The organism is Verrucomicrobiia bacterium (genome assembly GCA_019634635.1).
Classification (GTDB): Bacteria; Verrucomicrobiota; Verrucomicrobiia; order Limisphaerales; family UBA9464; genus UBA9464.
This window is the reverse complement of record JAHCBB010000010.1, coordinates 155814-169180: the sequence shown is the minus strand read 5'-3', so window position 1 is coordinate 169180 and position 13367 is coordinate 155814. Positions and strand designations below refer to the sequence as shown.

Genomic DNA, 13367 nt, shown 5'->3' with positions numbered 1-13367 from the left:
CAAACTACTCGAACCCGACGAGGAGTCGGTAATACCTCCCGGTCATCTGCTGTTGAATTGGATCCTCAACGGCCACCACGCCATCCGACACCTGCACGGGCAGTGTCACCAACTCATGCCACGGACCGTCGGTGAGCGCCCCCCGGTGCAGCACCGAATAGCGACGGCCCGCAACCACCGGGAACTCCAACCGGAGCCCGTCGGCACCGGGCTCGATCGCCGTGAACCGAAGGCGGCTTTCCCGATCCCACGGGTCGGTTCCGGCGATGTACTCCTCCTCATTGGTGTAGCCATCGCCATCCAGATCCGCCTCGGGACTGTTATCGCCCTCCGACGAGAAGGGACTCAGCCGGTACGTCAGCTTCCACCAGTCCGGCAGTCCGTCCCCGTTGGAGTCGCGCGGCGACCGGACATTGACGGCTCCGGGAGTCGGCAGGCCGGCATCCCAGTTGTACGGGTCATTGCCATGGAAGTCGTCCACAAGACGCTGCAGGGACCGCCCGGTGCCGTTGGCCTCCGGAGGCCATGGGGCGCTGTTGCCGTAGTCCAAACGATCCACCTCCACGTAGGGGACCATCCCCGGGGAATTTCCTGGATCGGTCTGGGGCGGGTCGGGTTTCAACAGTCGAAGCCGCTCGCCGGCATTGTTGAGACGTCCGGAAAAGGGACCAAGGATGACGACGTCCGGCGTCAGGGAATAGACGCTGCGGAATTCCTGGAGCTCCCCGTGACTCGATGCGGGATCAAAGCCCACCACGAGCAGATGGCCGAACGCCGGCAGGACGGTGTCCTCCGGAAAATCGAACGACACCCCGCTACGCAGCCGCCAGGTGTTGGTGGGCACCACCGGATCAAACAGGGGAATCTCCTCTGCGGTCCGGTTGCGCAGTTCGATGTACTCATCACGTGTGTTGTTCTGCCCGGGGATGAACGGCGCCGGGTTGTACATGACTTCATGCAGGACGACCGGGCCGACCCTCGGCTCCGCATTCGTGGCGCCGAAGGTCTGGACCGACTGGGCGACCAGTTGCCATTCCCCGGCATAATTGACGTGCCGCCCAAACGACACGCCGTTTTCCGTGGGGCCAAAGGCAAACCCGTCCACATATCCGGTGAGACGCCCACCGGCATCTGCGGAAAACAAATACACCTCCTCGCCCAGCGAGCTCAGGGCGAAGCTCCCCGGCGCCCCGGTGTTGAAGTCCGATTCATCGAACACCACAAATCCCCCCGGGACGAGGCCCACACCGTCCGGAATCCGGAATTGCATCGGGTTGCGAAAGTCGTCGGTCAGATACCAGCCGCCGAGGTCCGCAAGCTCGTCTCCGGCATTGTGGATCTCGATGGCATCCAGTTGGGGTGGATCAGAATGGGCGAGCACCTCGTTCACCCGGACGATCGGGAACCTGGGCGGCTCCGGGTCCGGCCGACCCGGCGACCCGAGCGGTTCAGCACTTGCCCGCCACTGCGAAGAGAGCCCCCAGGCCTCCCGGGGAGCGTTCGGATCCACCACGACCAGCGAAAATCCATGGCCGTCCGTGGCGGGTTGCCAGTCTCGAAGATATTCGAAGTCGAGGAGCACCTCGCCCAGCGGGCCGATCAGGGTCAGGCGCTCCCCGGCATTGTCGAGCTGCCCCTCATAAGGACCCAGAACCCCCAACGCCGCGCCATAACGCGACGCAAACGCCTCTGGATCCCTGGCGAGCACCACCCGTTCCCCCGGGGCGAGGAGACGCGATGGAAAGTCGAACCCGATGCCCCGGGTGAACCGGAAGCCTTCCAGATCCAGCGCCTCCGTGCCCCGGTTCCACAGTTCGATAAACTCAAACTGCTCCTTGTCGAAGCCCGCGCCCCCCGGCGGCAGCGCGGGCGGATGCACCATCATTTCGGTGATCACCAGCGGCGGCGGGATCAGGATCGTGGATACCGTCAGGCCCGACCACGGGGTGGACAGGGGCGGACGGCTGGGTCCGGTCAGATTGCGATGCGCCGGGTTCAGGGCCCGCGCGCTGATGCGAGTGCTGGTGGGAATCCCGATCGGTCCGGAGGCGACCCGGGCACCGGGGCGCACGTCGCCCCCGGGAAGTCGCGGGTCGGTGCCATCGAGCGTGTAATAGACGGTCGCTCCCGGCGGCCCTTCCAGCATCAGGGTCACGGCCTCCTCCACGGTGCCGCCTGGATGACTGGGCCGTGGGCGTGCCAGGAAGTTGGTGTCCATGAAACGCAGGCGGTCGGAGAGCCAGCGTTTCATGAAGTCAATCTCCCCCTGAAACGTGCCGGAAAACGTGTGGGTGTATCCGTTGAAGGAAAGCCTGCCGGAACGCGGCCGGGTGTCCGATCCTCCGCTGCCGCCCCAGCGGGCGACCTCGCGCACCTGGGCTTCCCGAACCTCGTCGGCCAGCGAGTCCACGATCGCGTGCACCTGCGCGTCCGAGAACACCGTCTCGCGCAGGTCCTGGTAGCGGTCCACATACCGCTGCCAGAATTCCAGGTCACGGAACAGGCGGCTGTACCAGGGATTGGAAAACACGCCGGCCGCGTTGAAGAAGTCGGTCCCCTCGTCCCAGGTCTGACCGCGCCAGTTGACGGGATTGAAGGCGCGGGTGTCCCCGCCCTTGCTGGTGCCCATGGACCGGTCGAAATCCCACACCGGCCCCATCTCGATGCGGCGGTCGCGCCCCTTGAACAGGTGGGCGCTGAGCCGCAGCGCATCCACATTCATCGGCACCACGTTCAGCAGGTGGTGGTCCAGCCACGAATCCACATCAATCCAGGCCTCATAGCCCCTCAGCGGATCGCCGGGGTTTGGACCGGACAAGGCGTCAAAAAAGCCGTTGAAATGGTTCCGGATGTAGTTGGCCTGGGCCGCGCGTTGCGGGGTGACCATTTCGAGGCCGTTCGGGTACCGGTAGATGAGACTCAGGCCCGCCGCATTGAACTCCCGTTCGTTGGCATCGCGGCGGTCAATCTTCAGCAGGTAGCCGCCGGTGACCTCGGGCGGACGCGTGTGCTCCGGCGCCAGCCGCTCGATGGCCACCCGGTCGGCTCCACGCTTGATGTTCTCCATCAAAACGTACACGCCGCGGTACTGTCCGGACGGCAGCGGACCGCTCACGGGTCCGCCCGCCGTGTTGACAAACAACTCGACGAACCGGGTCCGCGGCGCGTAACGCCCGGCGTCACGGCTCAGACGGAACGCAAACGGGTTGTGGATCAACGGAACGTCGAACTCATTCGGTGCATACAACACCCAGTCCTCCTCCGCCGGCATCCCGAGCAGGGGGCGCTCGCGGCCCTGATCAAATTCATCCCAGAACTCGAGGCGGTAGCTCGATTTGGGCAGGCCGCGGGTGCTCGAGCCCCGGATGTTGATGCCCGCCCGCGCATTGAGGGTCGCGGGATTGGTCAACGACGTGCGCCCGCCGGCACCGGGTTCACAGAGAATCACACCGGCGAACTGACGGGGAATCGCCGGACTGCCGGGCACGCCGCCCGCCCCGAAGTTGTGCAGGATCATCACGGGCAGGTCGGAGGAGAAACCCGCCAGGGACGCGGCCAGTTGCACGTAGATTTCGCTGGAAGGCGGCCCGGGGAGGAGGTCCGCCTCAAACGCCCGTGCCCGCACCTGTGTCGTCGCCGAAATGCCAATCGGCCCCGTGTACAACGGGGACCGGTCGCCGGGCAGCGATCCGTCCAGCGTGTACCGGATCTGCGCGCCGGGGGAATCCGTCTCCAACCCGAGGGAAAACGACGCCGTGAACAGGCCGCCGGCTCGTGAGAAGCGCACCTTCGGCGCAAACCCGGGGCCCCCGGGAACGTTCGGAGCGCCCGGGGTGGGTACGGGGAAGTAGCCCACCAGCCGGGGATCCCCGGGATCGCTTCCGTAGGACACATCGTCCCGCTGCGGTGGATACTGCGGTGCAAATTCCGAGACGGGCTGTCCCTGCGGATTCACCAGGGCCAGGTACTCGCCCTCCTGGGCGAGCCGGAAGTTGGTGTGCAGCGGCGCCGCAGGATTGGTCCGGTTCTTCCCCGAGGCAAACACCACAAGGTGCTGGTTCGGCAGGAGCGTTACCCCGGGGAACCGCCACTGCGTCAAGTGCTCCGCATCGTCGGTCAAATACCAGCCCGCCAGACTTTCAGCCACCGCGCCCGCGTTGTGGATCTCAATCCAGTCCGACCGGTCACCGTCGTCATCATTCAATGTGCGCTGGTTTGACGCCATGAACTCGCTGATCAGCAATCCCGGGGGTTCCGCATCCGGATCCAGTGTGTAGTTCCATCCGTCCCCGGCAAAAGGGTTGGCCCGCGAGGTGAGATCCGTGATGCCGTGATCCGGTGCCCAGGTGACCCGGACCGCCCCCGGCTCCGGCGGTTCCATGGTGAAGACGAACTGACCGGGCTCCCCCTCGGCCACATCGAGAGCCGGAACCCCGTTGACGAGCAGGTCCGAGGCATCCACCCCGGTCACGGGCTTGTTGAAGCGGACTTCGAGGCTTTCCAGCTCCCGCACCGTGGCGTTGGCCGTTGGACGCCGCAGCGCGACGACCGGTTCGGTGGTGTCGGGCACGCCGCGCAGCGCCGCGTCAAAGAACAGGTCGCTGCTGGTCCAGTTCACATTGAGCACGTGGACGGCGAGCACGTTGGATCCCTCGCGCAGCCACTGCCAGGCGTCCGGGATTCGCACCGTGGTGGACTCCGGCCCGCCGGTGAACGTGACCGAGGTGGCATCGTGGGCCAGCTCCCCGTCGGGCACGTTGTACCGCCCGGCCTCCGCCCCGTTCAGCCAGAGGACGAAGCCATCATCAATGCGAATCGGAAGCACCAGCTCCTGGAAGTCCGCCGGATGCTCCACCGTAAACTCGCGCCGCAAGTAGAACGTCAGATACCCGCGATCCGCGCTGCGTCCCAGGTCCGTGACAATGCCACCCGGCCCGTAGCCCATCGGCGTGCGCCCCTCGCTCCATTGGGAATCATCGAAGCCCGGGGAGCGCCACGCGGTGGGGTCCGGCGACGACGCCTCCGTGGTGCCGACAAAATAGCGCCACGATGATCCCTCGGGAAACAGCTCCGCGGCCCGGGCCGCACCCGGTGACAGCAACAACGCGCTGCACGCCAGGACGCTCCAAATGCTCATGCGCGCAAAGTAGCAGATGCCGGACCAGTCGCCCAAATGCGGATTCCGTCGCGCACACGCCACCCGCAACCGGCGCGGCCCGGCTTCCGGAACCCCAAGGAGACCGTCGGCAAACGATCAGGTTACGATCGTAAATTTCCCGAGTCCAGCAGGCCTTGGGAGTTGCCAGAATCGCACGCGTCGGTCTTCATCGCCGCGTCCCCAGTTGAGCATCGCAACCACCGGAAGGCCCACCAGCACTCCGGTCACATCGCCTTGCGACACCGGGGACACCCACGTCCCTGAGGCCACAGACCACTGCAATCGCACATTGACCCCCATGAAGACTGCCATTTGCTTCGCGGCATCCGCCGCACTCCTGGCCCCGGTCCCGCGCATCCTCGCGGCGGTTCCGGGAGCTCCCGAAGACAACGGACTCGCACCGGTGAGCGATACGTTCTACGTCAACCCCCCCGACCTCCTGAACAACTCCGAGACGGAGAGCCTGGGCGTCGCCATCGCGCGCAACGGCAACGTGATCATCGGCTGGGAGGATGACGGGGACGGCCTGACCGATCTGGCCGGGGTCTGGACCCTGTATGCTCCGGACGGCACGCCGCTGACCGAGGACACGCTGATCACCACCATGGATCCTGCGTTCGCGGGCCAGAGCCTGGGCTCCCGCTTCCTGTCGTACTTCCGCGCCGACGGCAGTGCCATCCCGGGGCGGACTTCCTGGGGTCCCAAGATCAAGGCGAACCTTTTCGGGGATGGCATCGGCATGGGCGCGACCTCCTTCGAGCTCGCCAACGAAGTGGTCGAATTTCTCCCGATCCAGAACAACGCCGCCGGGGAGAATGCCGGCGATTATCCGACCGTTCAGTGGCTCAGCAACCACGGCGAACCGCTCGGGATTCTCTCCGGGGTCCCGGCGGAATACGCCGAGCGACCCGGCGACATTCGCATCGGGGATTGGGCGCCGCTGGCCACCGGAAATGTGGTGATTGTCGGTGAGAGCCGCCAGCGACAGGATCTGGTCGAGATCTACGGCGGCGCCAGCGAGCAGACGCATGCGATTGTGCGGATTGTGGACACGTCCGGCGCCGAGGTACGAGCCATTCAACTCGCCAGCGCAGTGGCGGACCGCGCGGAAATTTGGCACGGCGTCGGCGTCACCCGCGACGGCTTCGCCGTGCGCTTCGCCAACGAGGCGGGCCGGGCAACCGTCCGTCTTTTCGACAACGCCGGCAACCCGCAGAGCGACAACCTGGACCTCGCAACGGTCGCCGAATCCGAAATCCTGGCCGGTGGCGGCCGGGGTGACGGCGTCGGGTTCCACGGCAACGGCAACGACGCCTATGCGGCGGCCGCCGTCGGGCGAACCGGCGAAGGTGTCCCCGAGGTCTGGGTCGCGGTCCTGAATGCCAACGGGACGCGGCGCTGGTCGCGGTCGGTGTCCGACGACCTGGAACTGTTGAACCCCGGACGCTGCGACGTGGGCATTGATGCCGCGGGCCGGGTGGTGGTGGTGTATGCGGATACTTCGGCCACCGATGGCAATGTACCGCTGGTGCTCGGGCGGGTGTTCAACGCGCAGGGCGAACCCCTCGGCGGCACCTTCCACGTGAGCGAATGGGAGTTGCCCACTCCGGACACGCTGGCGGCCAACAATCCCCGCGTGGCCTTTCGCGGCGACGCCATCGCCGTCGTCTGGGAGAGCCGGAACAGTGGATGGCCCGACCACCGGGTGGTCGCCGCCCGCACCTTTGTGATTCCCGCGAAGCCGGGCAGCATCGAGTCCGTGGGCCTCACGCGCATCGTTCCCGACACCGTGGTGATCAACCAGGACCTCGCGTCGCTCGGCAACTGGGAGCCGTATGCCTCCGTGCTCGGAACCACCACCTTCCTCGTCGAGGGCAACGCCTTCGCCGAGGATACCGCGGATTCGCAGCGGTACGTGGTCGCCCTCCAACCCGCGGACGGAGGGCCCATGAAGCTGGGCGAGGCATTTTTCGCGGACAACGGCACGCCCTATCGCGGGGTGATCAATGCCTCGCGGCAGAATGGCAATCCCGGTCGCGTGGCCGGTGACATGCGGCCGGGCGCGGTGCACTTCATGGCGGGTGGCGAGGCCTCGCCCCACGTCGTGGCCGCGTTTGCCGACGCCCGGTGGAGCCTCGGCTATGACCGTCTGGAGGACGGCCGCTACGCAACGGTGCAGACCTACGAGCTGGATCCGGTCACCCTCACCCAGACCCCGCTGAGCAAGGCGCTGGATTCGTCCAACGGCCGCCTGACCTCGGGCGCCGCACCCAACAACCAGATCACGCGGTTCGGCGGCGACATCGTCGCGCTGGACAACGGAAACTTCGTCTCGGTCGTCGAGGACCGTTCCCTGGTGGTGCATCCCGACGGAACCGCGGCCGTGGCGACGATCTTTGCTCCGGACGGCTCCGTGGTGGTGGAAAGCTTCCTCGTCGCGCCCGGGGACCTCTGGTCCAACGTGGCGGCCTTCAAGGGGGGCTTCGTGGTCCGCGTTCAAGGAATGCTGTATTTCTACGGGAACGACGGTGCGTTGCAGGGTTCGGTGGACCAGGCGACCTCCGGGGAAAGCTTTGACCGCGGACGCGGCGACGGCACCCGGATCGCCGGTCACATCAATCATCCCTACGTCTTCCTCGCCGGCAAGGTCGCCAACGCGACCGTCGTCCGGGTGGCGGCCTGGAATGCGCAGACCCGCGAATTCGTGGCCGTCGCCGAAGTGAGCGAGGCCGGATTCCGAGGCGACTTCGATCGGGCCACGGTGGCCGTGGACGCGCTGGGCCGCGTCCTGGTGAGCTGGGTGGCGCGTCCCGATGGCTACGAACTGCAGCAGGTGGCCGCGCGGGTGTTTGCCCTCGATCCGGCCACCCGGACGATCACGCCGCTGACGGCCAGCTTCCTTCCCTTCATCAACGCCGCCGAAACGGGGGGCATCCGCACCTTCCAGATGAGCCTGGCGATGACGACGAAGCAGCTCCTGGTGGCGGCCAAGGGCGAGATCAACCTTGAGAACAATCCGGCGGCGGGCGCCAACTCGCCCGGCGAGATCAACTTCTACACGGTCATCTCGCATCCGGATCCCAAGGACGATCCAACCCCCGGCGTGGGCGGTGGCGGCGGGATCGGGGCCACCGCGGTGCTCGATGGTGCCAATCTCGTCCTGAACTGGACCGGCGGGAACCCGCCGTTCCGGGTGGAGCGCCGCACCAGCCTGACGGCCGCCACCTGGACCGAGGTGCTCACCACGAATGAGCGGACCGCTTCGTTGGCCGCCGACGGGGACGGGGCCTTCCTCCAGGTGGTCGGCCAGTAGGCCGGACCCGGACATCGCTTCAAGGGCGGCGGCCGGTTGCGGTCGCCGCCCTTTTTCCTGATCTCCGGTGAACCCTTCCCGATTAGTCGGTGGGCTATGGCGGAAGCGGTTTATCCATCCCTCAAGCAATATGGAAATCAAAGACCTGTTGGTTGGCACGCTCGTGGCCGCGCAGCGATCCGCGGATGGACACCTGGATCGGAGTCTTGACTCAAAAGCCAGCGGTTGCTGACCCTGCGGTGAGTCGTCGGAAGACGGCCTGCGACAACAACCCTTTGGAGTTTCTGACATGAGCGCGGGAACGAGTCGGTGCCCCAAGTGCAACGGCGAAATGGTGCAGGGCTTCATTTACGGAAGAGAGGGCCCCAACCGGGTCGTCAGCACCTGGGTCGAAGGGATGCCGGAGATGGTCGGCCGGCTGTTCCGGCAGACCCGGAAGGGTCCGCCGGACAAGTGCCTTCCAGTGGGGGTCTTTCGCTGTTCGGCGTGCGGATTCCTAGAGTCGTACGCGGGACCGGAGTTCGCCGCCAGGTAACGCCCTGAAGCCCGGCCCGGATGGCGAACAGCTCAACCAAACCTATTGGATTCTTTGCAGCAAATCACCACCGAGGCGATGGCACTTCCCCTCTCGGATCGAGTCCCCCTTGCTCAGGCGCTCCGGCAGAGCATTGATGCCGGCCTTGCCGACGCCGAAGAGCGACCGGCTCCCAGCGAGCCTGTCGGCCGCGACGAGGACCTTTCTTCCGGGGCAATCGCCAGCCGCACAGAGGAGGTCCTGCAGACCGCCCGGCCCTATCAATAGTCCTGGGTCCGGTTCATGGCCGGGGATTGCCAGGGTCCCTTGGCGCCGGGTGTGTTGGGCCGGGGCGGGGCATCCATGGGCGGGCCCATCTGCTGCTGCAACTGCTGGACCAACTGGGGGTTGCCCTCGCCCGGCATGGGCATCGGCGGTCCCTCCTCGGCCAGTTGCTGTCGGACCCCGTCGAGCTCCTTGCCCACCTGCTCCGCCTTGCCGGCGGTCTCCTCCGAGGGCTCCAGCCCCATCAACTGCTGGAGGGCCTGCTGCGCGCCCTCAAGCCGCGCGGCCTGCTGTTCGAGCGACTCGCGGGACGGCGCCTTCATCAGCCGGTCCGCCAGGCGCGACAACGCCGACGCGAGCTGGCTCTGGGTGCTTTCCGCCTTCTGGGGCAGGCCGTCATTCTGCGGCTGGAGGTCTGAAGCCTGCTGGTAAAAATCCAGCGCCTGGCTCAACCACTGGGCCTGCTGTTCCAGGTTGCCCTGCGGGGTCTGCTCGACGAGCTGGTCGGCCTGCTCCTCCATCACTTCCGCCAGCCGCCGGTTCACCGCCTCGAGGGTTTCCTCCGCCGGACGGAACTGCGGCACCTCGTCGAGCGCCTTTTCGACCAGCTCCTTGGCCATCCGCAAAATGGCCAGCTTTTCCTTGGGCCAGGGCATCTGCAGCTCCTGCGCCATCAGGATCCGGGCGTTGAACGTCAGCGCATTGGCCAGCCGCTCCCGGCCCTGCTCCAGCGCCTTCTCGATCGCCTCATTCTCCGGCTGCAGGGTCGTGGCGTCCTCCAGCATCGCGACACCCTCGCCGATCTCCTTGTAGTCGGGACGCGGCACCGGCGCCTCGTTCGGACGCGGCTGCACGAGTCGGACGCTCTGGGATTTCCGGCTGCCTTCCATCGCGAGGGCAGCCGCGAGCTCCGCACGGGTCTCCTGTTCACCCTGCTGGGCTTCGGCGTTGTCCGGATCCGTCTCCTGCGCATCGGTGAAGCGCTCGAAGGCATTCCGGAGTTTCTCAATGCGCTCGCCCGGGGCCTGACCCGGCTGCCGGGCTTCGGTCTGGTTGCGACGGGCATCCGCAAGCAGCAGGGCCAGCAGCTCACGCCGGACAAACTCGAAATTGTCCCGCGCCCGCGGATCCTCGGAGTCCTTCAGGACCTCGGCAAAGTCCCTGAGCGATTCCCGCCAGCGCGCTATGGTCTCCTCCAAATTCGTCGCCCGGGCCTCCAGCCCGATGCGATACCCGGCGTTGCCCATCTGGAACCGGGCGCGCCTCGAAAGCCACTTCCGACCCGAGGTCTCCGCCCGGTCGAAGGACAACAGGGCCTCCTCAAAACGTCCGGCGGCATAGGCCGCCACCCCGTGGTCGTACAGGAGCCTCGGATTGTCGGGATCCCGCTCCAGTGCCGCCTCAAGGATGCCCAGGGCCGCGGCCGCACGGCCCTCAAGGATGTCCTGCTGCAGCGCGGGGATGTCCGGGGTCAACGCCACGGCGGCGGCGGCAAGCAGCGGGGACAGGACGCCCACCACCCGGCGGCGGTATGGCGAAAAATCGAGTGGGCGGAGCACGGCGTTCATCTCGGGGACGGGACGGCGGCCTCGCCGTGAATTCCTGGGAGGGTCCGCGGACGGGTCCGCCGTCCGGCGGCCAGCACAATCTTGCCCACAAGGCAGGCGATGGCCAGCGTGAGCGGCACGGCATAGCCTTCGCGGTAGTTCTTGAGATCCTGGCGCGCGACCGACTCGGTGGTCGGGATCAGCACGGTATCGCGGAACTCCTGGAGCCCCTGTCCGCGATCGCCGAGGCGGAAATAGCGCCCCCCGGTGGCCGCGGCGAGGCGTTGCAGGTTGCTCTCGTTCAGACGCGAGACCACCTCCTGACCGAAGCTGTTGCGCGCGGCGCCACCCCGCAGCAGCGGCACCTTGGCCCCGGCGGCGGTACCCACGCCGACGGTGCACACCTTCATGCGGAACTGGCGCGAAAACTGCCGCGCCGCCTCCACGGGGTTACCCGCGAGGTCTTCCCCGTCGGAAATCAGGAGCACGAGGCGGGGATGCACCTGGTTGGTCTCGAAATAGCGGCCCGCCCGCTCCAGCGCCGAGGCCAGGGAACTGCCGGGATCCTCCAGCACGTTGGGGTCGAGGTACCGGAGCATGGTCCGGAGTGCGAGGGTGTCGAAGGTCAGCGGGGCGTTCAGGTAGGCGACGCCGCTGAACGTGAGCAATCCGACCTGGTCGGCGCGCGTCTCGAGAAGGAACCGGTCGAGGGCATTGGTGGTCGCCGCCCAGCGCGACGGCCGGACATCCGTCGCCAGCATGGAGCGCGAGGCATCGAGCGCGATGAGGTACGGCACGCCGCGCAGTTCGTTCTTCTGGTCCGGCTGGAACCAGAGCGGGCGCGCCAGCGCCAGCATCAGGAATGCAAACGCGGCCAGTGTCAGGGCAACGTCGGCGGTCCGTGCACCGGACGGCCCGTTGGGACGCGCCCAGGGGCGTTCCCCCCCGCCGGTAAACACCGTCCGCAGCCGCTCGCGACGCCGGCGCGCCCAGACCAAAGCCCACGCCAGGAGGCCGAGTGACACCGGGAGCAGGTACAGGAACAGCGGGTGGGCAAACTTCATGGGATGCGCCTCCGGACCACCTCGTCCGCCGCCAACTGCACCAGCCAGACGGCCGCCGCAGTCCACAGGAACCACGGATAGAGCTCCCTCCAGCTCACGAAGCGCTTCTGGACGAGGTCACGCTTCTCCAGCTTTTCGATGGCGGCGAAAATGTTCTCCAGGGCATTGGCGTCCTGGGCCTGAAAGAACTGCCCGCCCGTCAACCGCGCGACCTTGTTCAATTCGTGGTTGGCCGCCATGGACGGGGTCACCATCTCGGGGCCGATCAGGATGGTGTACACGCGGATGTTCTCCTTCACCGCCAGCGGCGCCATGTCGAACGGCTTGGGGCCCGCGGAGTTGTCGCCATCCGTGATCAGGATGATCACCTTGTTGCGGTCGCTGTCGTGCTTGAGGAAGGTCGTCGAAGCGGCGATGGCCCAGCCGATGCCGGTCCCGGTGGCCAACTCGGCCTCCTTGAGGGAGGACATCGCCCACTCATGATCCAGGGTCAGCGGGCTGACAAGCCACGGGGTCCGGGCAAAGCAGACGATGCCGATGCGGTCATTGGGGCGTCCCTTGATGAAGTCGCCGGTGACGGACACGAGGGCCTCGTGACGGCTCACCCGGCGATTCCTCAGGCGAAAATCGGTCTCCGCCATGGACCGCGAGAAGTCGAGGGTGAGGAGGATGTCAATGCCCCGGCTGGGATCGGGCAGATCACCGCGGGGCAGACGCGGGCGGGCCAGCGCCACGATGCAAAGCGCGACGGGCAGGAGCAGGCCGAACCAACGCAGGGCACCGCGATGACGCCGGGGCACCGTGCCCAGATGCCGCACCCCCTGCAGCGAAGGGACCGGCACCGTGGGCAAGGGCCCGCGGGCACCGCACCACCAGGCCAGGGGTGGCAGCAGCAGGAGCAACAGGAGCACCCACGGATGCTGAAACTCAAAGCCCTCCAGGCCGGGGAGGGCGGCGCCCCAGATCCGCATCATCGGGCCCCTCCCTGCCGCACCAGACCGACAGCGGCATCCACGAGGCGTTCCTCCTCCTCAAGCGTCGCGTCCCGGCGGGCAAACTTCAGGAGATCGCAGGACCTCAGGTACTCCCCAAGCCGCTCCCGCTGGGGAGCGGCGAGCGACGCGTGACAGGCCGCCGCATCGAGAAACTCCCGGGTGGTCTGGAACCGGATGGCGAGCCGGTGACGCCACTCCACGAACTCCCGGAGCACCTCCGAACACTCAAAAGCGAAGTCGTGCGCGCTCAAGTCCCCGCGCCGTCCACGCAGGGCTTCAAGCCGTTCCAGAAATTCCGGGACCCGGTCCGGTTCAGGCACCCGCACCGGCACCGGGAGGCGGCGGCCCTGCGCCCGTCGCCACAGCCACCAGCCGAGGGCTCCGAGAGCCAGGATCGCGATCAGGATCCCCGCAACCGCCCAGGGCGACTGCCACCAGGGCGGCAGCGGCAACAGCGTGAGGTCCTCGATCAGGGCGGTGCGATTCACGGG

At 67.0% G+C, this 13367-nt stretch carries 6 protein-coding genes; 1 reads left to right on the top strand and 5 read right to left on the bottom strand.

What is annotated here, in order from left to right; genetic code table 11:
* Positions 1–4 precede the first annotated feature (4 nt).
* A complete protein-coding gene (locus KF791_09400; protein ID MBX3732799.1) occupies positions 5–5137 on the bottom strand; it encodes a CotH kinase family protein in 5133 nt (1710 codons plus the stop codon).
* A 319-nt stretch (positions 5138–5456) separates the two neighbouring features.
* On the opposite strand from KF791_09400, the gene KF791_09395 reads away from it, so the two are divergent.
* A complete protein-coding gene (locus KF791_09395; protein MBX3732798.1) occupies positions 5457–8471 on the top strand; it encodes a hypothetical protein in 3015 nt (1004 codons plus the stop codon).
* Positions 8472–9266: 795 nt separating this feature from the next.
* Here the strand turns inward: KF791_09395 and KF791_09390 are convergent.
* Genes KF791_09390 through KF791_09375 form a run of 4 tightly spaced genes read right to left on the bottom strand, consistent with a single transcriptional unit; the run spans position 9267 to position 13364 of the window.
* Complete coding sequence (locus tag KF791_09390; GenBank protein MBX3732797.1) at positions 9267–10838, bottom strand: tetratricopeptide repeat protein; 1572 nt, start codon at positions 10836–10838, stop codon at positions 9267–9269.
* Complete coding sequence (locus KF791_09385; protein ID MBX3732796.1) at positions 10835–11881, bottom strand: VWA domain-containing protein; 1047 nt, start codon at positions 11879–11881, stop codon at positions 10835–10837. Before KF791_09385 ends, KF791_09390 begins: the two co-directional genes overlap by 4 nt.
* Positions 11878–12855: a VWA domain-containing protein gene (locus KF791_09380; GenBank protein MBX3732795.1), complete on the bottom strand. Its 978-nt coding sequence runs from the start codon at positions 12853–12855 to the stop codon at positions 11878–11880. Before KF791_09380 ends, KF791_09385 begins: the two co-directional genes overlap by 4 nt.
* Complete coding sequence (locus tag KF791_09375) at positions 12852–13364, bottom strand: hypothetical protein (protein ID MBX3732794.1); 513 nt, start codon at positions 13362–13364, stop codon at positions 12852–12854. The genes KF791_09380 and KF791_09375 overlap by 4 nt, the downstream gene beginning before the upstream one ends.
* Positions 13365–13367 lie beyond the last annotated feature (3 nt).

Excerpts from the sequence above, each read along its gene's own strand:
- KF791_09400 (MBX3732799.1), bottom strand. The coding sequence starts at position 5,137 with ATGAGCATTTGGAGCGTCCTGGCGTGCAGCGCGTTGTTGCTGTCACCG.
- KF791_09395 (MBX3732798.1), top strand. The coding sequence starts at position 5,457 with ATGAAGACTGCCATTTGCTTCGCGGCATCCGCCGCACTCCTGGCCCCG.
- KF791_09390 (MBX3732797.1), bottom strand. The coding sequence starts at position 10,838 with ATGAACGCCGTGCTCCGCCCACTCGATTTTTCGCCATACCGCCGCCGG.
- KF791_09385 (MBX3732796.1), bottom strand. The coding sequence starts at position 11,881 with ATGAAGTTTGCCCACCCGCTGTTCCTGTACCTGCTCCCGGTGTCACTC.
- KF791_09380 (MBX3732795.1), bottom strand. The coding sequence starts at position 12,855 with ATGATGCGGATCTGGGGCGCCGCCCTCCCCGGCCTGGAGGGCTTTGAG.